The sequence below is a fragment of the Pseudomonas sp. S2_E02 genome, assembly GCF_054668355.1.
Genome location: NZ_CP162761.1, coordinates 6,386,695 through 6,407,384 on the forward strand (window position 1 = coordinate 6,386,695; position 20,690 = coordinate 6,407,384).

17 protein-coding genes are annotated in these 20,690 nt (G+C 57.5%); 15 read left to right on the forward strand and 2 right to left on the reverse strand.

The annotated features are described in order from the left end of the window. Positions 1 to 1,209: 1,209 nt before the first annotated feature. Positions 1,210 to 2,499 carry a citrate synthase gene (gene gltA / locus AB4O01_RS28720; RefSeq protein WP_039763648.1) on the reverse strand — a complete coding sequence of 430 codons (1,290 nt, stop codon included), beginning with the start codon at positions 2,497 to 2,499 and terminating at the stop codon, positions 1,210 to 1,212. Positions 2,500 to 2,862: 363 nt separating this feature from the next. Between gltA and sdhC the strand changes: the two genes are divergently transcribed. The 12 genes from sdhC (at position 2,863) to AB4O01_RS28780 (ending at position 17,252) form a co-directional block, all read left to right on the forward strand. After that, a complete protein-coding gene (gene sdhC / locus AB4O01_RS28725) occupies positions 2,863 to 3,237 on the forward strand; it encodes a succinate dehydrogenase, cytochrome b556 subunit (protein WP_016773673.1) in 375 nt (124 codons plus the stop codon). Further along, positions 3,231 to 3,599, forward strand: a complete 369-nt coding sequence (gene sdhD, locus AB4O01_RS28730; RefSeq protein WP_003222999.1) for a succinate dehydrogenase, hydrophobic membrane anchor protein — start codon at positions 3,231 to 3,233, stop codon at positions 3,597 to 3,599. The genes sdhC and sdhD overlap by 7 nt, the downstream gene beginning before the upstream one ends. 3 nt (positions 3,600 to 3,602) lie before the next feature. Continuing rightward, positions 3,603 to 5,375: a succinate dehydrogenase flavoprotein subunit gene (gene sdhA / locus AB4O01_RS28735; RefSeq protein ID WP_099758391.1), complete on the forward strand. Its 1,773-nt coding sequence runs from the start codon at positions 3,603 to 3,605 to the stop codon at positions 5,373 to 5,375. A gap of 11 nt (positions 5,376 to 5,386) precedes the next feature. After that, a complete protein-coding gene (locus AB4O01_RS28740) occupies positions 5,387 to 6,091 on the forward strand; it encodes a succinate dehydrogenase iron-sulfur subunit (protein ID WP_093440161.1) in 705 nt (234 codons plus the stop codon). A 251-nt stretch (positions 6,092 to 6,342) separates the two neighbouring features. Further along, positions 6,343 to 9,174, forward strand: a complete 2,832-nt coding sequence (locus AB4O01_RS28745; RefSeq protein ID WP_186624874.1) for a 2-oxoglutarate dehydrogenase E1 component — start codon at positions 6,343 to 6,345, stop codon at positions 9,172 to 9,174. Positions 9,175 to 9,216: 42 nt separating this feature from the next. Beyond that, complete coding sequence (gene odhB, locus AB4O01_RS28750) at positions 9,217 to 10,440, forward strand: 2-oxoglutarate dehydrogenase complex dihydrolipoyllysine-residue succinyltransferase (protein ID WP_077571706.1); 1,224 nt, start codon at positions 9,217 to 9,219, stop codon at positions 10,438 to 10,440. Between the two features lie 94 nt (positions 10,441 to 10,534). Then, positions 10,535 to 11,971, forward strand: a complete 1,437-nt coding sequence (gene lpdA, locus AB4O01_RS28755; protein WP_007919881.1) for a dihydrolipoyl dehydrogenase — start codon at positions 10,535 to 10,537, stop codon at positions 11,969 to 11,971. Positions 11,972 to 12,153: 182 nt separating this feature from the next. Further along, positions 12,154 to 13,320 (forward strand): ADP-forming succinate--CoA ligase subunit beta, encoded by a 1,167-nt coding sequence (gene sucC, locus AB4O01_RS28760; protein ID WP_038363950.1) that lies wholly within the window; start codon positions 12,154 to 12,156, stop codon positions 13,318 to 13,320. Further along, positions 13,320 to 14,201, forward strand: coding sequence for a succinate--CoA ligase subunit alpha (sucD, locus tag AB4O01_RS28765; protein WP_038363951.1), 882 nt, complete (start codon positions 13,320 to 13,322; stop codon positions 14,199 to 14,201). Before sucC ends, sucD begins: the two co-directional genes overlap by 1 nt. 403 nt (positions 14,202 to 14,604) lie before the next feature. Further along, on the forward strand, positions 14,605 to 15,918 hold the full coding sequence (gene brnQ, locus AB4O01_RS28770) for a branched-chain amino acid transport system II carrier protein (RefSeq protein ID WP_093439927.1): 1,314 nt from the start codon (positions 14,605 to 14,607) through the stop codon (positions 15,916 to 15,918). A gap of 195 nt (positions 15,919 to 16,113) precedes the next feature. Beyond that, positions 16,114 to 16,851: a DUF599 domain-containing protein gene (locus AB4O01_RS28775; protein ID WP_095050220.1), complete on the forward strand. Its 738-nt coding sequence runs from the start codon at positions 16,114 to 16,116 to the stop codon at positions 16,849 to 16,851. Beyond that, complete coding sequence (locus AB4O01_RS28780) at positions 16,851 to 17,252, forward strand: MAPEG family protein (protein WP_320337233.1); 402 nt, start codon at positions 16,851 to 16,853, stop codon at positions 17,250 to 17,252. The genes AB4O01_RS28775 and AB4O01_RS28780 overlap by 1 nt, the downstream gene beginning before the upstream one ends. 78 nt (positions 17,253 to 17,330) lie before the next feature. Here AB4O01_RS28780 and AB4O01_RS28785 read toward each other — a convergent pair whose 3' ends face one another. Continuing rightward, positions 17,331 to 17,567, reverse strand: coding sequence for a hypothetical protein (locus AB4O01_RS28785; RefSeq protein WP_007919867.1), 237 nt, complete (start codon positions 17,565 to 17,567; stop codon positions 17,331 to 17,333). 158 nt (positions 17,568 to 17,725) lie between these two features. Here AB4O01_RS28785 and AB4O01_RS28790 point away from each other — a divergent pair, with 158 nt between their 5' ends. From AB4O01_RS28790 to htpG, 3 genes are all read left to right on the forward strand, one after another. Further along, a complete protein-coding gene (locus AB4O01_RS28790) occupies positions 17,726 to 18,202 on the forward strand; it encodes a PaaI family thioesterase (RefSeq protein WP_093439939.1) in 477 nt (158 codons plus the stop codon). Then, entirely contained in the window at positions 18,199 to 18,651 is a 453-nt protein-coding gene (locus AB4O01_RS28795) for a PaaI family thioesterase (RefSeq protein ID WP_093439944.1), read from the forward strand. Before AB4O01_RS28790 ends, AB4O01_RS28795 begins: the two co-directional genes overlap by 4 nt. Before the next feature lie 82 nt (positions 18,652 to 18,733). Next, on the forward strand, positions 18,734 to 20,638 hold the full coding sequence (gene htpG / locus AB4O01_RS28800; protein ID WP_116256535.1) for a molecular chaperone HtpG: 1,905 nt from the start codon (positions 18,734 to 18,736) through the stop codon (positions 20,636 to 20,638). Positions 20,639 to 20,690: the final 52 nt, after the last annotated feature.

The following is a 20,690-nucleotide window of genomic DNA, read 5'->3' on the forward strand; positions in this document are numbered from 1 at the left end:
GTTGAGAGATCGGGGCATTTTTATTGGGCGGTTATCGGCTAGAGCTGTGTACATATCCGTTGCTGCGGTAACGGCTGATTAGGGTTTCGCCCTTACGGCGACTCACTTTTTTTACAAACGCCTAAAAAAAGTAAGAAAAAAAACGCTTGCTCCTACGTGCGGCCCGCTCGCCGGGGCTCGGGGTTCCTTCGCTGCGGGATCGATCCGGGCGCAGCGCCTACGGTTTGCTTCGCTGCACCTCCTCTCGCTGTGTTTGGCTGCGCCAAACGGTCGCTGCGCTCCCCCGTCCGGATCAATCCCTCCACTCAGCCTTCCGACGTCGCCTTACAGATCAAGAGCTGCGGCCGAGCTAACGCTCATCCTGTTGAGTGGTGAAGAACACAGCGCGGTCGGCTGTGGTTTTGTGTTGGATTCGCCCCTCACCCCAGCCCTCTCCCGAGGGAGAGGGAGCCGATGGTGAGCTTTTCAAAATTTGTGTTCAACGCGGTATTGCACGTCGGCGTACCTCTCCCAAACACCTCGGTCAGTCCCCTCTCCCTCCGGTAGTGGAAGGAAATGGGGCTGATTTGTTTGCTTTTTAGAGCCTGAGTTCAACGCGGTATCGCAAGTCGGCGTAGCTCTCTCAAATACCTCAGTTAGTCCCCTCTCTCTCAGGGAGGGTGATGGGCCGATTCGTTTGCTTTTCAGAGCCTGAGTTCAACGCGGTATTGCACGTCGGCGTACCTCTCCCAAACACCTCGGTCAGTCCCCTCTCCCTCCGGGAGAGGGCTAGGGTGAGGGGCTCTTGATCTGGCTTGTGATCTTGCTTTGGCTTTGGCTTTGGTTTTTGATCTTTTGCCCCATCGGCAGGCCGAGCGTAGGTGTTCATCCGGGGGTTAGGCGCGCAGCGCCGTTCGACGAAGTCGAACACATCGAGAGGAGGTGCAGCGAAGCAAACCGTAGGCGATGCCCCCGGATGGACACCGTAGCGAGGGAACACTGAGCCTCAGCGAAGTGCCGTACGCCGGGGCAAAGCCTTTTGGGTTACCTTTTCGGCGTTTGGAAAAGGTGACTCGCTGTAAGAGCGAAACCGCCAGCGGCAACACCCGCAGCAACGGATATGCCCCCAATCCCAATCCCAAAGCCCCAAATCCCAGACAAACAAAAACGGCCCCTATATAAATAGAGGCCGTTCCCGATACAACTTAAGACGTTATCGCAAGACAAATCTTATTTGCGGTCTTCCAGCTTGGTAATGTCACGCGACTCGTAGCCGGTGTACAACTGGCGCGGACGGCCAATCTTGTACGGGCTGGAGAGCATTTCTTTCCAGTGGGAGATCCAGCCAACAGTACGCGCCAGCGCGAAAATCACAGTGAACATGCTGGTCGGAATGCCGATCGCCTTGAGGATAATCCCCGAGTAGAAGTCGACGTTCGGGTACAGCGAGCGTTCGATGAAGTACGGGTCGGTCAGCGCGATCTCTTCCAGGCGCATGGCCAGTTCGAGTTGCGGATCGTTGTTGATGCCCAGTTCCTTCAGTACTTCGTCGCAGGTCTGCTTCATTACAGTCGCGCGAGGGTCGCGGTTCTTGTAAACGCGGTGACCGAAGCCCATCAGTTTGAACGAATCGTTCTTATCCTTGGCCTTGGCGATGAACTTGTCGATGTTCGAAACATCGCCAATCTCGTCAAGCATGGTCAATACGGCTTCGTTCGCACCGCCGTGGGCAGGGCCCCACAGTGCGGCGATACCGGCGGCGATACAAGCGAACGGGTTGGCACCCGAAGAACCTGCCAGACGCACGGTGGAGGTCGAAGCGTTCTGCTCATGGTCGGCGTGGAGGATGAAGATCCGGTCCATGGCCTTGGCGAGTACCGGGCTGATCGGTTTGATCTCGCACGGGGTGTTGAACATCATGTGCAGGAAGTTTTCCGCGTACGTCAGGTCGTTGCGCGGGTACATCATGGGCTGTCCCATGGAGTACTTGTAAACCATCGCTGCCAGGGTCGGCATCTTGGCAACCAGACGGATCGCGGAAATTTCGCGATGCTGCGGGTTATTGATGTCCAGGGAGTCGTGGTAGAAGGCCGAGAGGGCGCCGACTACACCGCACATGACGGCCATCGGGTGGGCGTCGCGACGGAAACCGTTGAAGAAGGTTTTCAACTGCTCGTGAACCATCGTGTGGTTTTTCACGGTGCTGACGAACTGGGCCTTCTGTTCTGCGGTCGGCAGTTCGCCGTTGAGCAGCAGGTAGCAGGTTTCCAGGTAGTCCGACTTTTCAGCCAGTTGTTCGATCGGGTAGCCGCGGTGCAACAGAATGCCGTTGTCGCCGTCGATATAGGTGATCTTCGACTCGCACGAGGCGGTCGACATGAAGCCTGGGTCGAAAGTGAAGCGGCCCGTGGCCGTCAGGCCCCGAACATCGATTACATCGGGACCAACGGTGCCGGTTAAAATGGGCAGCTCGACGGGGGCTGCGCCCTCGATGATCAACTGCGCTTTTTTGTCAGCCATGTGGCCTCCTATTTATGCTTGAACCATCAGACAGACCCCCCACGCAGGGCCCGCACCACTATAGTGAGATAAATTCGAATGTCAATTTGCCTAAAGTCTTGCTCCAGAAGGCTTTAAGCGCACTTTTTCCTCGAAATTGACTGCCATTTACGCCTTTTATACGACTTGTGCAATCAGCTATTTGGGGTAGGTGATTGCGTTGTCATTAGTAGCCTAACTGTCTATACTCGGCCACCGACCGCCAAGGGCTTTTGGGCTTGCTTTCATTGGGGGTCGCATCCCTGGGTGGTGGTTACCTGACCAGTGCACTCCCCAACAACTTTGCCCTGATTGTTAGGGGCTCTTCAGTGTGAAAAAAAAGCCGTGAAAAGCCAACGACCTGTAAACCTAGACCTAAGGACCATCAAACTCCCAGTCACTGCTTACACGTCCATTCTTCACCGTATCTCCGGTGTCATCCTCTTCGTGTGCCTTGCCATCATGCTTTATGCATTGGACAAGTCGCTCAGCTCCGAGGAAGGCTTCGGTCAGGTGAAAGCGTGTCTGACCAGTCCGCTAGCCAAGCTAGTGATTTGGGGCATCCTGTCCGCTCTGCTGTATCACCTGGTAGCCGGTGTGCGCCATTTGATCATGGACATGGGCATCGGTGAGACGCTGGAAGGCGGCAAGCTGGGCTCGAAAATCGTTATCGCCGTTTCCGTGGTGGTAATCGTTCTGGCAGGAGTTTGGATATGGTAACTAACGTCACGAACCTGTCGCGTTCGGGCCTCTATGACTGGATGGCGCAACGTGTGTCTGCGGTCGTTCTCGCGGCTTACTTCATCTTTCTGATCGGATACGTCGTGGCCCACCCTGGCCTCGAGTATGCCCAGTGGCATGAACTGTTCGCCCACAACGGGATGCGTATTTTCAGCCTCCTGGCCCTTGTTGCTCTCGGCGCTCACGCCTGGGTCGGCATGTGGACCATCGCGACTGACTACCTGACGCCGATGGCGTTCGGCAAGTCCGCAACGGCGATACGTTTCCTTTTCCAGGCAGTATGCGGCGTTGCGATGTTCGCTTACTTCGTCTGGGGTGTGCAGATTCTCTGGGGTATCTGAGTCATGGCTAACATTCCAACGATTTCTTTCGACGCCATCATTATTGGTGGTGGCGGTGCCGGCATGCGCGCTGCGCTGCAACTGGCGCAGGGTGGTCACAAGACTGCCGTGATCACCAAGGTTTTCCCGACCCGTTCGCACACTGTATCCGCTCAGGGCGGCATCACGTGCGCGATCGCGTCTGCTGACCCGAACGATGACTGGCGCTGGCACATGTACGATACCGTCAAGGGCTCCGACTACATCGGTGACCAGGACGCTATCGAATACATGTGTCAGGAAGGCCCGGCCGCGGTTTTCGAGCTGGACCACATGGGTCTGCCGTTCTCGCGTACCGAACAAGGCCGTATCTACCAGCGTCCGTTCGGTGGTCAGTCCAAGGACTACGGTAAAGGCGGCCAGGCTGCGCGTACTTGCGCAGCTTCCGACCGTACCGGTCACGCCCTGCTGCACACCCTTTATCAGGGCAACCTGAAAGCCGGTACCACGTTCCTGAACGAGTACTACGCTGTCGACCTGGTGAAAAACCAGGAAGGCGATTTCGTCGGTGTGATCGCGATCTGCATCGAAACTGGCGAAACTTCCTACATCCGCGCCAAAGCCACCGTATTGGCTACCGGCGGTGCAGGTCGTATCTACGCTTCCACCACCAACGCCCTGATCAACACCGGTGACGGCGTCGGCATGGCTCTGCGTGCTGGCGTACCGGTACAAGACATCGAAATGTGGCAGTTCCACCCGACCGGCATCGCCGGTGCCGGTGTACTGGTTACAGAAGGTTGCCGTGGTGAAGGTGGTTACCTGATCAACAAGCACGGCGAGCGTTTCATGGAGCGTTATGCTCCGAACGCCAAAGACCTTGCCGGTCGTGACGTGGTTGCTCGCTCGATGGTTAAAGAAATCATCGCTGGCAACGGTTGCGGTCCGAATGGCGACCACGTGATGCTCAAGCTCGACCACCTGGGCGAGGAAGTGCTGCACAGCCGTCTGCCAGGCATCTGCGAACTGTCGAAGACTTTCGCCCACGTTGACCCGGTTGTTGCGCCGGTTCCGGTTGTTCCGACTTGCCACTATATGATGGGCGGCGTTGCCACCAACATCCATGGTCAGGCGATCACCCAGAACGCCGATGGCGTGGATCAGATCATTCCTGGTCTGTTCGCGGTAGGTGAAGTGGCTTGCGTATCGGTTCACGGTGCCAACCGTCTGGGCGGCAACTCGCTGCTCGACCTGGTGGTATTCGGCCGCGCTGCCGGCCTGCACCTGGAAAAAGCCCTGACCGACGGCATCGAATACGACGACGCTACCGAAGCCGACATCGAAGCTGCCCTGTCGCGCCTGAACGCACTGAACAGCCGTACTGACGGCGAAGACGTCGCTACCCTGCGTCGCGAACTGCAGAGCTGCATGCAGAACTACTTCGGTGTATTCCGTACTGGCGAATACATGCAGAAGGGTATTGCTCAGCTGGCCGATCTGCGCAAGCGTATCGCCAACGTGAAGATCAACGATAAGTCGCAGGCGTTCAACACTGCACGTATCGAAGCGCTGGAACTGCAAAACCTGCTGGAAGTGGCTGAAGCTACCGCCATCGCGGCCGAAGTACGTAAAGAGTCCCGCGGTGCTCACGCCCGTGAAGACTTTGAAGATCGTGATGACGAAAACTGGCTGTGCCACACCCTGTACTTCCCGGGTGACAAGCGCGTCACCAAGCGTGCCGTGAACTTCTCGCCGAAGACTGTTCCGACTTTCGAACCTAAAGTCCGGACTTATTAAGGGTGACCGCCATGTTGAATGTCAGTGTTTATCGCTACAACCCTGATCAGGACGCTGCGCCGTTCATGCAGGAATTCCAGGTCGATACCGGTGGTAAAGACCTGATGGTGCTGGACGTGCTGGCTCTGATCAAAGAGCAGGACGAGGGTTTCTCCTATCGTCGCTCTTGCCGTGAAGGCGTCTGCGGCTCCGACGGCATGAACATCAACGGTAAAAACGGTCTGGCGTGCATCACGCCGCTGTCCGCCGTTGTAAAAGGTAACAAGCTGATCGTTCGTCCGCTGCCAGGTTTGCCGGTTATCCGTGACCTGGTCGTCGATATGAGCATCTTCTACAAGCAATACGAGAAGGTGAAGCCTTACCTGCAGAACGACACGCCGGCTCCGGCCATCGAGCGTCTGCAGTCGCCAGAAGAGCGTGAAAAACTCGACGGTCTGTACGAGTGCATCCTGTGCGCTTGCTGCTCGACCTCTTGCCCGTCCTTCTGGTGGAACCCGGACAAGTTCCTGGGTCCAGCTGCGCTGCTGCAAGCTTATCGCTTCCTGGCAGACAGCCGTGACACCAAGACATCCGAGCGTCTGGCTTCGCTCGATGACCCGTTCAGCGTCTTCCGCTGCCGGGGCATCATGAACTGCGTCAACGTATGTCCGAAAGGCCTGAACCCGACTAAGGCCATCGGTCACATCCGTAACATGCTGCTTTCGAGCGGCGTGTGATTCAGCTGCTGTAACCGCTGTACCGTAGAGGCTGTGGCGCGGGCTTCAACCCGCGTCATGGCTATAACCAGAGCAGTAGCCAAAAGCTGCCGCTCTTATTTTGAAGAAATGAGACAAGCAGGGGCATCCGGGCTGGTACCCGGACTATCAGTGTGATCCTAAGTGGCTTGTTTTAGTCGCTGCATTCGGACTTCTGCAAGTTTGCTCGGTGTCGACATCGATGGTGTTCCCCTAACCGAGGGTGACCAAGCATGCAAGAAAGCGTGATGCAGCGCATGTGGAACAGCGCCTACCTTTCAGGTGGAAACGCTGCCTATGTGGAAGAGCTTTATGAGCTCTACCTGCACGACCCTAACGCTGTGCCAGAAGAGTGGCGCACCTACTTTCAGAAGTTGCCTGCCGACGGCAACTCTGCCACTGATGTTTCGCACTCCACGATTCGCGATCATTTCGTGCTGCTGGCAAAGAACCAGCGCCGCGCCCAACCGGTTTCCGCCGGCAGCGTGAGCAGTGAGCACGAGAAGAAGCAAGTTGAAGTGTTGCGATTGATCCAGGCCTACCGTATGCGTGGCCACCAGGCAGCCCAGCTTGACCCGCTGGGGCTGTGGCAGCGTCCTGCACCTGCAGACCTGTCGATCAATCATTACGGCTTGACCAATGCCGATCTTGATACGACCTTCCGTGCCGGCGACCTGTTCATCGGCAAAGAGGAAGCGAGCCTACGCGAAATTCACGAAGCGTTGCAGCAGACATATTGCCGCACCATCGGCGCTGAATTTACGCACATCACCGATTCCGAGCAGCGCCAGTGGTTCCAGCAGCGTCTGGAAAGCGTGCGTGGTCGTCCGACGTACTCCGCCGACATCAAGAGCCACCTGCTTGAGCGCGTAACCGCCGGTGAAGGCCTGGAAAAATACCTGGGCACCAAATACCCGGGCACCAAGCGTTTCGGTCTGGAAGGCGGCGAAAGCCTGATTCCGATGCTCGACGAACTGATCCAGCGTTCCGGTTCCTACGGCACCAAGGAAGTCGTCATCGGCATGGCCCACCGTGGCCGTCTGAACGTGCTGGTCAACACCTTCGGCAAGAACCCGCGCGAGCTGTTCGACGAGTTCGAAGGCAAGAAGAAGGTCGAGCTGGGTTCCGGTGACGTTAAGTATCACCAGGGCTTCTCGTCCAACGTGATGACCGCCGGCGGTGAAGTTCACCTGGCCATGGCGTTCAACCCGTCCCACCTGGAAATCGTTTCCCCGGTGGTCGAAGGTTCGGTGCGCGCCCGTCAGGATCGTCGTAATGACGCCACTGGCGAGAAGGTTCTGCCGATCTCCATCCACGGTGACGCTGCATTCGCAGGTCAGGGCGTGGTCATGGAAACCTTCCAGATGTCGCAGACCCGCGGTTTCAAGACCGGCGGTACCGTGCACATCGTGATCAACAACCAGGTCGGTTTCACCATCAGCAACCCGCTGGACTCGCGCTCCACCGAGTACGCCACCGACGTCGCGAAGATGATCCAGGCGCCGATCCTCCATGTGAATGGTGATGATCCGGAAGCCGTATTGTTCGTGACCCAGCTGGCCATCGACTACCGCATGCAGTTCAAGCGTGACGTGGTGATCGACCTGGTCTGCTACCGTCGTCGCGGCCACAACGAAGCTGACGAGCCTAGCGGCACCCAGCCTCTGATGTATCAGCAGATCACCAAACAGCGCACCACCCGTGAGCTGTACGCTGATCGTCTGACCCAGGGCGGTGTGCTGGACGCAGAGCGTGTTCAGGCGAAAGTCGATGAATACCGCAACGCGCTGGACAACGGTCTGCACGTAGTGAAATCGCTGGTCAAAGAGCCGAACAAAGAGCTGTTCGTGGACTGGCGTCCGTATCTGGGCCACGCCTGGACTGCGCGTCACGACACTCGCTTTGATCTGAAGACCCTGCAAGAACTGTCCGCCAAGCTGCTGGAAATTCCGGAAGGCTTCGTGGTTCAGCGTCAGGTCGCGAAGATCTACGAAGACCGTCAGAAGATGCAAGCCGGCGGCCTGCCGATCAACTGGGGTTACGCCGAAACCATGGCGTACGCGACCCTGGCGTTCGAAGGTCACCCGATCCGTATGACCGGTCAGGACATCGGCCGCGGTACGTTCTCGCACCGTCACGCTGTGCTGCACAACCAGAAAGACGCGGGTACCTACATTCCGCTGCAGCACCTGTACGACGGTCAGCCACGCTTTGACCTGTACGACTCGTTCCTGTCGGAAGAAGCGGTACTGGCCTTCGAATACGGTTACTCGACCACCACGCCGGATGCGCTGGTGATCTGGGAAGCCCAGTTCGGCGACTTCGCCAACGGTGCACAGGTTGTAATCGACCAGTTCATCACCAGCGGCGAGCACAAGTGGGGCCGTCTCTGCGGTCTGACCATGTTGCTGCCACACGGTTACGAAGGTCAGGGTCCTGAGCACAGCTCGGCACGTCTTGAGCGTTACCTGCAATTGTGCGCCGAGCACAACATTCAGGTTGCCGTACCGACTACGCCAGCACAGATCTACCACTTGCTGCGTCGTCAGGTGATTCGTCCGCTGCGCAAGCCGTTGATCGTGCTGACGCCGAAGTCGCTGCTGCGCCACAAGCTGGCCATCTCGACCCTGGAAGATCTGGCCGAAGGTTCGTTCCAGACCGTGATCCCGGAAATCGATGCTCTGGACCCGAAAAAGGTCGAGCGCGTTGTTCTGTGTAGCGGCAAGGTCTACTACGACCTGCTGGAAAAACGCCGTGCCGAAGGCCGTGAAGATATCGCCATCGTGCGTATCGAGCAGCTGTATCCATTCCCTGAGGACGACTTGAAAGAAGTCCTGGCTCCATACACCAACGTCAAAAATGCCGTTTGGTGTCAGGAAGAGCCGATGAACCAGGGCGCCTGGTACTGCAGCCAGCACCACTTGCGTCGCAGCATCGGTAACCTCGACAAGTCTCTCGTACTTGAGTACGCGGGCCGTGAGGCTTCTGCTGCCCCAGCTTGTGGTTACGCATCGATGCACGCCGAGCAGCAGGAAAAACTCCTGCAAGACGCGTTTACCATTTAACGCCTTCGCGCACCTGAAACCGAATTTAAGGAACCACAGATAATGGCTATCGAGATCAAAGCCCCCACTTTCCCGGAATCGGTTGCCGATGGCACCGTTGCCACCTGGCACAAACAACCGGGCGACGCTGTCAAGCGCGACGACCTGATCGTCGACATCGAAACCGACAAAGTCGTACTGGAAGTTCTGGCTACCGCTGATGGCGTGCTGGGCGCAATCGTCAAGAACGAAGGCGACACCGTTCTGTCCGACGAAGTGCTGGGCTCCATCGAAGCGGGCGGCGCTGCTGCCGCTGCCCCAGCCGCCGCTGCTGCTCCGGCCGCTGCTGCCGCTGCACCGGCTGCCGCCGAAGGCGAAGACGATCCTGTTGCTGCACCGGCTGCTCGCAAGCTGGCTGAAGAAAACGGCATCAACATCGCTTCCGTTGCCGGCACCGGCAAGGGCGGTCGTGTGACCAAGGAAGACGTGGTTGCTGCTGTTGCTGCCAAGAAAGCTGCTCCGGCTGCCGCACCTGCCAAGGCTGCTGCTCCTTCGGCTGCTGCTCCTGTGTTCGCCGCTGGCGACCGCATCGAGAAGCGCGTACCGATGACCCGCGTTCGTGCCACCGTGGCCAAGCGTCTGGTTGAAGCACAGTCGAACATGGCGATGCTGACCACTTTCAACGAAGTCGACATGACTGAAGTCATGGCCCTGCGTTCGAAGTACAAGGATCTGTTCGAGAAGTCCCACAACGGCGTACGCCTGGGCTTCATGTCGTTCTTCGTGAAAGCGGCCACCGAAGCGCTGAAACGCTTCCCGGCTGTCAACGCGTCGATCGACGGCGGCGACATCGTTTACCACGGCTACGCGGACATCGGCGTTGCCGTTTCCAGCGACCGTGGCCTGGTGGTTCCGGTTCTGCGTAACGCCGAGCTGATGAGCCTGGCTGAAATTGAAGGCGGCATCGCCACCTTCGGCAAGAAAGCCCGTGACGGCAAACTGTCGATGGACGAGATGACCGGTGGTACCTTCACCATCACCAACGGTGGTACCTTCGGTTCGATGATGTCGACCCCGATCGTCAACCCGCCGCAGGCAGCGATTCTGGGCATGCACAACATCATCCAGCGTCCTATGGCCATCAATGGTCAGGTCGTTATCCGTCCGATGATGTACCTGGCACTGTCCTACGATCACCGTCTGATCGATGGCAAAGAAGCTGTGACCTTCCTGGTGACCATCAAGAACCTGCTGGAAGATCCAGCTCGTCTGTTGCTGGATATCTGATAGAAGCAGTCGCGGGCTGTTGGGGTATCGCCGGAAACGGCGGTACAGCCTGCAGCGCGCGGCTTGAAGCTTTTCGCTAAAGAGGATTTTTTGAATGTCGCAGAAATTTGACGTAGTAGTGATCGGTGCTGGCCCTGGTGGCTACGTGGCTGCCATCAAGGCGGCGCAGCTGGGTCTGACCACTGCCTGCATCGAGAAGTACACCGACGCTGAAGGCAAGCAAGCCCTGGGCGGCACCTGCCTGAACGTGGGCTGCATTCCTTCCAAGGCGCTGCTCGACAGCTCCTGGAAATACAAGGAAGCGAAAGAAAGCTTCAACGTTCACGGTATCTCGACTGGCGAAGTCAAAATGGACGTCGCTGCGATGGTTGGCCGCAAGGCTGGCATCGTCAAGAACCTGACCGGCGGCGTTGCCACCCTGTTCAAGGCCAACGGCGTTACTTCGATCCAGGGCCACGGCAAACTGCTGGCTGGCAAGAAAGTCGAAGTCACCAAGCCAGACGGCTCGGTTGAAGTCATCGAAGCTGAAAACGTCATTCTGGCTCCAGGCTCGCGTCCGATCGACATTCCACCGGCTCCGGTTGATCAGAAAGTCATCGTTGATTCGACTGGCGCTCTGGAATTCCAGTCCGTACCTAAGCGTCTGGGCGTGATCGGCGCTGGCGTGATCGGTCTGGAACTGGGTTCGGTCTGGTCGCGTCTGGGCTCCGAAGTCGTTGTTCTGGAAGCACTGGACACCTTCCTGATGGCAGCGGACACCGCTGTTTCCAAGGAAGCGCTGAAAACCCTGACCAAACAAGGTCTGGACATCAAACTGGGCGCTCGCGTAACCGGCTCGAAAGTGAACGGCGACGAAGTCGTTGTGAACTACACCGATGCCAACGGCGAACAGACCATCACTTTCGACAAGCTGATCGTAGCCGTTGGTCGCCGTCCGGTGACCACTGATCTGCTGGCTGCCGACAGCGGCGTGACCCTCGACGAGCGCGGTTTCGTGCACGTTGACGATCACTGCGCGACCACCGTACCGGGCGTTTTCGCCATCGGTGACGTGGTTCGCGGCATGATGCTGGCTCACAAAGCTTCGGAAGAAGGCATCATGGTTGTCGAGCGCATCAAGGGCCACAAAGCCCAGATGAACTATGACCTGATCCCTTCGGTTATTTATACTCACCCGGAAATCGCGTGGGTTGGCAAAACCGAGCAGGCCTTGAAAGCTGAAGGCGTTGAAGTTAACGTCGGCACCTTCCCGTTCGCCGCTTCCGGCCGTGCCATGGCCGCCAACGATACCGGTGGTTTCGTCAAGGTCATCGCTGATGCCAAGACTGACCGCGTATTGGGCGTGCACGTGATTGGCCCGAGCGCTGCAGAACTGGTTCAGCAGGGCGCGATCGGTATGGAATTCGGCACCAGCGCTGAAGACCTGGGCATGATGGTTTTCTCCCATCCGACCCTGTCTGAAGCCTTGCACGAAGCTGCTCTGGCTGTGAATGGCGGTGCCATCCACATTGCCAACCGCAAGAAGCGTTAAGACACAATAAGAAACCACGGCGGTAACGGCCCGTCGTGAGCCTTGCGAGCAAGTCTCACCGCGGAATGTCCGCTGGACGCAGTCTTGCGTAGCTCAGCTACGCAAGCAGCAGTCACAGGTGGCGCGGCACTCAAACGAGCGCAGCGCCGAATGCGCAGTACCTAACGAAGACGGTAAAAAGCATGAATCTTCACGAGTATCAGGGTAAGCAGCTGTTCGCTGAATACGGCCTGCCAGTTTCCACTGGTTACGCAGTAGACACCCCGGAAGCAGCAGCAGAAGCTTGCGACAAAATCGGCGGCAGCGAGTGGGTTGTCAAAGCCCAGGTCCACGCCGGTGGTCGCGGTAAAGCGGGCGGCGTCAAGCTGGTTCGCAGCAAAGAAGACGCCAAAGCCTTCGCACAGCAGTGGCTGGGCAAGCGTCTGGTGACTTACCAGACTGATGCCAATGGCCAGCCAGTCACCAAGATCCTGGTTGAATCGTGCACTGATATCGCTAAAGAGCTGTACCTGGGCGCTGTCGTTGACCGTTCGAGCCGTCGCATCGTGTTCATGGCTTCCACCGAAGGTGGCGTGGACATCGAGAAAATCGCTCACGACACTCCAGAAAAAATTCTCAAGGCCACTATCGATCCACTGGTTGGCGCTCTGCCATGCCAGGGTCGCGAGCTGGCATTCCAGCTGGGTCTGGAAGGCAAGCAGGTCAATCAGTTCGCCAAGATCTTCGTTGGTCTGGCCAAGCTGTTCAAGGATCACGACCTGGCTCTGCTGGAAGTGAACCCGCTGGTGATCAAGGCTGACGGCGATCTGCACTGCCTGGACGCCAAGATCAACATCGACGCCAACGCCATGTACCGTCAGCCTAAGCTGAAGGCTTTCCACGATCCGTCGCAGGACGATCCGCGCGAAGCGCACGCTGCCAAGTTCGAACTGAACTACGTAGCACTGGAAGGCAACATCGGCTGCATGGTCAACGGTGCTGGCCTGGCCATGGGTACCATGGACATCGTCAACCTGCATGGCGGCAAGCCAGCCAACTTCCTCGACGTAGGTGGTGGCGCTACCAAGGAACGCGTAACTGAAGCGTTCAAGATCATTCTGTCCGACACCAACGTCGCTGCAGTACTGGTCAACATCTTCGGCGGCATCGTTCGCTGCGACATGATTGCCGAAGGCATCATCGGCGCTGTGAAAGAAGTCGGCGTGAAAATCCCGGTTGTTGTTCGCCTTGAAGGCAACAACGCTGAGCTGGGCGCTAAAGTACTGGCAGAAAGCGGTTTGAACATCATCGCTGCTACCAGCCTGACCGACGCTGCTCAACAAGTTGTCAAAGCTGCGGAGGGCAAATAATGAGCGTCCTGATCAATAAAGACACCAAAGTTATCTGCCAGGGTATTACCGGTTCGCAAGGTAGTTTCCACACCCAGCAAGCCATCGAATACGGCACCAAGATGGTTGGCGGCGTAACTCCTGGCAAAGGCGGCACCGAGCACCTGGGTCTGCCAGTGTTCAACACCGTTAAAGACGCAGTTGCAGCCACTGGCGCTACCGCCAGCGTGATCTACGTTCCGGCTCCTTTCTGCAAAGACTCGATCCTGGAAGCGGCATTCGGCGGCATCAAGCTGATCGTCTGCATCACCGAAGGCATTCCAACCCTGGACATGCTGGACGCCAAAGTTACTTGCGACGAGCTGGGCGTAGTCCTGATCGGCCCTAACTGCCCAGGCGTTATCACTCCGGGCGAGTGCAAGATCGGCATCATGCCAGGTCACATTCACTTGCCAGGCAAGGTCGGTATCGTTTCGCGTTCCGGCACCCTGACCTACGAAGCTGTCAAGCAGACTACTGACGCCGGTTTCGGTCAGTCGACTTGCGTCGGCATCGGTGGTGACCCGATCCCGGGTTCGAACTTCATCGACATCCTGAAGCTGTTCCAGGAAGACCCGAAGACCGAAGCGATCGTCATGATCGGTGAGATCGGCGGTTCGGCTGAAGAAGAAGCGGCTGCCTACATCAAGGCACACGTGACCAAGCCGGTTGTTTCCTACATCGCTGGTGTGACTGCTCCTCCGGGCAAGCGCATGGGCCATGCTGGCGCAATCATCTCTGGCGGCAAAGGCACTGCAGACGAGAAATTCGCTGCACTGCAAGACGCAGGCGTGAAAACCGTGCGTTCGCTGGCAGACATCGGCAAGGCCCTGGCCGAGCTGACTGGTTGGGCTGTCAAGTAAGCCTCGCGCTTAACTGACGCTTTACCAAACAAAGGCCACCTTCGGGTGGCCTTTGTCGTTTCTGGCACCTGCGTCATCAGTGATATCGCCTTCGCGAGCAAGCTCGCTCCCACATTTGTACGCATTCCCAAGTGGGAGCGAGCTTGCTCGCGAAGGCGATTTATAGACATCTACCCAATTACATGCAAAAACGCGACACGGAAACGTCGCGTATCGGATAGTTCGCCCTCTAACAGTGCGTTCGCACGACAAATTCGTTAGGCTAGCAGCCATTTTTGCGTCTGCCGCCCACAAGGCATGCAACGCGCTTAAGGGTCAGTCCCATACGGATCGACAGCATTTCCCTAATTACACAGGGCAATCCCCCTCTAAATTCCGATTTCAGTAGTGTGGTATTACCTTAATGAAAGTTTTGAAAGGTCAGGACATCCTGGCACTTGGCTTTATGACATTTGCCCTGTTCGTTGGGGCTGGCAACATCATCTTCCCGCCGATCGTGGGCTTGCAGGCCGGACCTCACGTCTGGATGGCCGCGCTGGGCTTCCTGATCACTGCGGTGGGTCTGCCGGTGATCACCGTCGTTGCACTGGCCAAGGTCGGTGGGGCGATGGATACGCTGAGCAGCCCGATCGGCAAGATTGCCGGCGGCATTCTGGCGGCGGCGTGCTACCTGGCGGTCGGCCCGTTGTTCGCCACCCCGCGTACCGCAACCGTATCGTTTGAAGTCGGTCTGGCGCCGCTCACTGGCGAAAGCCCGTTGGCACTGTTCCTCTACAGCTCGGTGTACTTCCTGCTGGTGTTCTTCATCTCGCTTTACCCTGGGCGGTTGCTGGACACGGTTGGCCGTTTCCTCGCGCCGCTGAAGATCATCGCACTGGCGGTGCTCGGTATCGCCGCATTCGCCTTGCCGGCGGGTGACATCGGCCAAGGTACGCCGGAATACGTGGCGGCACCGTTCTCTCAGGGTTTCATCAATGGTTACCTGACCATGGATACCCTGGGGGCGCTGGTGTTCGGCATCGTCATCGTTAACGCGATCCGCTCCCGTGGCGTCGAGTCGCCCGCGCTGATCACCCGTTACGCGATCATCGCCGGGCTGATTGCCGGTGTCGGTCTGGCGCTGGTGTATGTCAGCCTGTTCCGCCTCGGTTCCGGCAGCCACGAAGTGGCGGTGGGCGCGACCAACGGCGCCGCGGTATTGCACGCCTATGTGCAACACACCTTCGGTTCGCTGGGCAGCGGTTTCCTCGCGGTGCTGATCTCGCTGGCGTGCCTGGTGACAGCGGTCGGCCTGACCTGTGCTTGCGCTGAGTACTTCAGCCGTGTGCTGCCACTGTCCTACAAGACCCTGGTGATCATTCTGGCGGCGTTCTCGCTGCTGGTGTCCAACCTGGGTCTGACCAAGCTGATTGCCTTCTCGATCCCGGTGCTGACCGCGATCTACCCGCCGTGCATCGTGCTGGTGGCGCTGAGCTTCTGCAAAGATTTCTGGCATGAGCACGGCCGCATTCTTGGTCCGGTGATGCTGGTATCGTTCGTGTTCGGCACCATCGACGCGCTGAAAGGCGCCGGTCTGGCCGACTGGATGCCATCGCAGTTGTCCCACCTGCCGCTGAGCGAGCAGGGTTTGGCATGGCTGGTGCCCTGTGTGATGACCCTGGTGGTCGCAGTGGTTTGCGATCGCATGCTGGGCAAGCGCAGCGAAGCGGTTGCCTGACGTTGCTTGACCCGCCATAAGCGGGTCTTCAACGCTTAAACAGAAATGCCCCGTATCAATCGATACGGGGCATTTTTTATGCGCCTCAGGCAGTGTCTTTTTCCCTAGGCTAACGTCGAAGGGTTGCCGAAGTCCTAACGTGGGAGCGAGCAGGCTCGCTCCCACAGGTAGCATCCATACTTCACAGGGAATTGCATGTCGTTCATCCAAGCCAACCTGATCCACCTGCTCGCCGCCGTCTGGTTTGTCATCTGCTGGGGCGGTTACACCCGTTATGCCGGCTGGAAAGCCCGCGACACAGCATGTCTGGCCAGTGTGCTGCACCTGTACCGCGAGGACTGGATGCGCCGTATGTTGCTGCGTGACAACCGCATCGCCGACGCCAGCGTGATTGGCAATCTTGAACGCAACGCCTCGTTCTTCGCCTCAAGCACATTGATTATTCTCGCCGGCATTCTCACCGTGCTTGGCGCGTCAGAGCGGGCGGTTTCGTTGCTGGCGGACATCCCGATGGTGCAACAGGCGTCGCAGGGCATGTCGGAGATCAAGTTGCTGTGTCTGGCGATGGTGTTCGTTTACGCCTTTTTCACCTTTAGCTGGTGTATGCGCCAGTACAACTTTGCCGCCGTTCTGGTGGGGTCGGCGCCGATGATTGGCGAGCGGCAGGTGTCGGAGCAGGAGCGTAAAGCCTTCGCCTTACGGGCGGCGCGAGTGATTTCGATGGCTGCCAACCAGTTCAACTTCGGCTTGCGTTCCTACTACTTCGGCATGAGCATGCTGGCCTGGTTTGTCAGTCCATGGCTGTTCATGCTGATGAGTGCCGGCGTCGTGGTGGTTCTGTATCGCCGGGAGTTTCATTCCGACGTTCTCGATGTCATGGTCTATACCCCTACAGAAGCCCCCCTTCCCGAAACAAACAGAGAGGTCGCTTGATGAGTATTCCGTTCTGGTGTGTGTTTATCAGTGCGCTGTTGATCTATATCGCGCGTATGCCGGTAGGCAAAGCGATGAAAGAGCAGGGTGGTTACAACAATCACCTGCCGCGTCAGCAACAGGCGCAATTGACCGGTTACGGCGCGAGGGCGCTGGCGGCGCATCAGAACAGCATCGAAGCGTTCATGTTGTTCGCAGTCGGTGTGTTGATGGCGCACACCACGCAAACGGCAGGATGGTTGATCGACACATTTGCGATCGTCTTCGTGATCGCGCGACTCTTCTACTTGTGGTTCTACCTGGCCGATCTTCCCAAGCTGCGCAGTCTGGCCTGGATAGTTGGCGTATTGTGTTCGCTGTTGCTAATGATTAGTCCGACTTTTAGAACTGTCTTGCTCTAAGGCGGCTCTGGCGTTAATTCCCAGACAAAAGAAAACCCGCACTTGGCGGGTTTTCTTTTTTCTGCAGCAAAAAGCGAATTATTGCTTCTTGGCAGCTTCTTCTTGCGCAGCAGCGTTCGATTCAGCCTGAGCTTTGGCAGCTTCGGCGTTTTCTTTCGCAGCGTCGTTCACTTTATCCTGAGCTTTGTTCATGTCCTGCTGAGCTTGTTCAGCATGTTGGTTGGCATCTTGAGCTTTGTCCTCGGATTTTTTATCGCAGGCAGCGAGACCGAGGGAAGCGGTCAACATCAAGGCAATAGCAAAAGTCTTACGCATGGGGTGTTTCTCCTTATGGAAAATAACTACTGGCCTTAAGAACTCGGCGCTACAGGTTAAGTTCCTCATTTCTTTCAGATATATAAGTTTGTTTTTACACGGAACTTTTGCTGGTTTGCACACTACTGGCAAAAGGCTCTAACGAGAGTAATTATCATATGGCCGAAAATCCCGTTTTTGAGCGTGCGACGCGATTTCTCTCCGCGCTGCGCCACTGTCAGGTACTCGGTTTGCAGGTGCACAGCGCCTCGGCCGAAGGGCTTACGGTGATCTTGCCGTACAGCGAAAAAATCGTCGGCAATCCCCGGACGGGAGTCATTCACGGCGGGGCGATTACTTCATTGATGGACACCGCCTGCGGGATGTCGACCCTGTGCGTGTTGCCGGAGTTCGAGGTGTGTCCAACCCTCGATCTGCGCATCGACTATATGCACGCCGCCGAGCCGAACAAGGATGTGTATGGCTTTGCCCAGTGCTACCGAGTGACCACCGATGTGATATTCGCCCGAGGCTTCGCTTATCAGGATGATCCCGAACAGCCCATCGCCCATGTGGTTGGCACCTTCATGCGCATGGGCAAGGGCCTTAAAGGCACCAAAGGTTTCGGCGGCGCGATCAAGGGAGAAAATCAGTGATCGACGACCTCAAGAAACAATTGCAGCAGGCCCATGCAGAGGGTGATTACGCGCCGTTGCTGGAGCTGATCCCGTACGCCGGGCTGATCGGTATCGAGTGTTCGCGAGTCGGCGATGAACTGTTGTTCAAGCTGCCGGCGAACAAGGACAACATTGGTAACCCTTTATTGCCGGCGATTCACGGCGGGGTGATTGCCGGATTCATGGAGCTGGCCGCCGCCCTGCATCTGTTGATTTTCACCGGTGCGCCTGGCGTGCCGAAGATTATCGACTTCTCCCTCGATTACCTGCGCGCCGGGCAGTTCCGCGATACCTGGGCCAAATGTCAGGTCTGCCGTCAGGGCCGGCGCGTCGCCAACGTTGCGATCACAGCCTGGCAAAGCACTGAAAGCGAACCGATTGCCACCGCGCGTGCGCACTTCAAAATCGAGGAGCCCTTGAAATCCTGAACAGCGCCCCAAACTCACAAGACAACCCGCCGCCGACCATTTCGGGTCGCGGCCACTGCCATCTGATTGGAGTTTGATGACCATGAGTGTGGAAACTCAAAAGGAAACCCTGGGCTTCCAGACCGAGGTAAAGCAGCTGCTGCACCTCATGATCCATTCGCTGTATTCCAACAAGGAAATTTTCCTTCGCGAATTGATCTCGAACGCCTCTGACGCTGTCGACAAGCTGCGCTTCGAAGCCCTGGCCAAGCCAGAGTTGCTCGAAGGTGGCGCTGATCTGAAAATCCGTGTGAGCTTCGACAAGGACGCCAAGACCGTAACCCTCGAAGACAACGGTATCGGCATGAACCGTGACGATGTGATCACCCACCTGGGGACCATCGCCAAATCCGGCACTGCCGATTTCATGAAGAACCTCTCGGGCGATCAGAAGAAAGATTCGCACCTGATCGGCCAGTTCGGTGTGGGCTTCTACTCCGCCTTCATCGTTGCTGACCAGGTTGATGTGTACTCCCGTCGCGCCGGCACCCCGGCCAGCGAAGGCGTGCACTGGTCGTCGAAAGGTGAGGGCGAGTTCGAAGTCGCCACCATCGAAAAACCAGAACGTGGTACCCGCATCGTCCTGCACCTGAAAGCCGCTGAAGACGAGTTCGCCGATGGCTGGCGTCTGCGTAACATCATCAAGAAGTACTCCGACCACATCGCTTTGCCGATCGAGTTGCCGAAAGAAGCGGCAGCAGCAGAAGGCGAAGAAGCACCAGCCGTTGAATGGGAAACCGTCAACCGCGCCAGTGCTCTGTGGACCCGTCCGCGCACTGAAGTGAAGGATGAGGAATACCAGGAGTTCTACAAGCACATCGCTCACGACTTTGAAAACCCGTTGGCCTGGAGCCACAACAAAGTCGAAGGCAAGCTCGAATACAGCTCGCTGCTGTACGTGCCGGCCCGTGCACCGTTCGACCTGTACCAGCGTGAAGCGCCGAAAGGCCTGAAGCTCTACGTGCAACGCGTGTTCGTCATGGATCAGGCCGAGTCGTTCCTGCCGCTGTACCTGCGCTTCATCAAAGGTGTGGTCGATTCCAACGACCTGTCGCTGAACGTGTCGCGTGAAATCCTGCAGAAAGACCCGATCATCGATTCGATGAAGACCGCGCTGACCAAGCGTGTGCTCGACATGCTGGAAAAACTGGCGAAAAACGAGCCTGAGCAATACAAAGGCTTCTGGAAGAACTTCGGTCAGGTCATGAAAGAAGGCCCGGCAGAAGACTTTGCCAACAAAGAGAAAATCGCCGGCCTGCTGCGTTTCGCATCGACCCAAGGCGACGACGGCGAGCAGATCGTTGGTCTGGCCGACTACCTGGCCCGTGCCAAGGAAGGTCAGGACAAAATCTACTACCTCACCGGCGAAACCTACGCGCAGGTCAAGAACAGCCCGCACCTGGAGGTCTTCCGCAAGAAAGGCATCGAAGTGCTGCTGCTGACTGACCGCATCGACGAGTGGCTGATGAGCTACCTCAGCGAGTTCGACGGTAAGACTTTTGTCGACGTGGCACGCGGTGATCTCGATCTGGGCAACCTGGACTCGGAAGAGGACAAGAAAGCCGCAGAAGAAGTCGCCAAGTCCAAAGAAGGTCTGGTTGAACGTCTGAAAACCGCGCTGGGCGATTCCGTGGCTGAAGTCCGCGTATCGCATCGTCTGACCGACTCGCCGGCCATTCTGGCCATCGGCGAGCAGGATCTGGGTCTGCAAATGCGCCAGATCCTCGAAGCCAGCGGGCAAAAAGTGCCGGATTCGAAGCCAATCTTCGAATTCAACCCAAGCCACCCGCTGATCGAGAAACTCGATGGCGAGCAGAGCGAAGAGCGGTTCGGCGATCTGTCGCACATCCTCTTCGATCAGGCAGCCCTGGCTGCCGGCGACAGCTTGAAGGATCCGGCCGCGTATGTGCGCCGTCTGAACAAGCTGCTGGTTGAACTGTCGGTTTAACCAAGTTGCAGAAAAACCCGCTTCGGCGGGTTTTTTCATTCTGGTGTTTAGC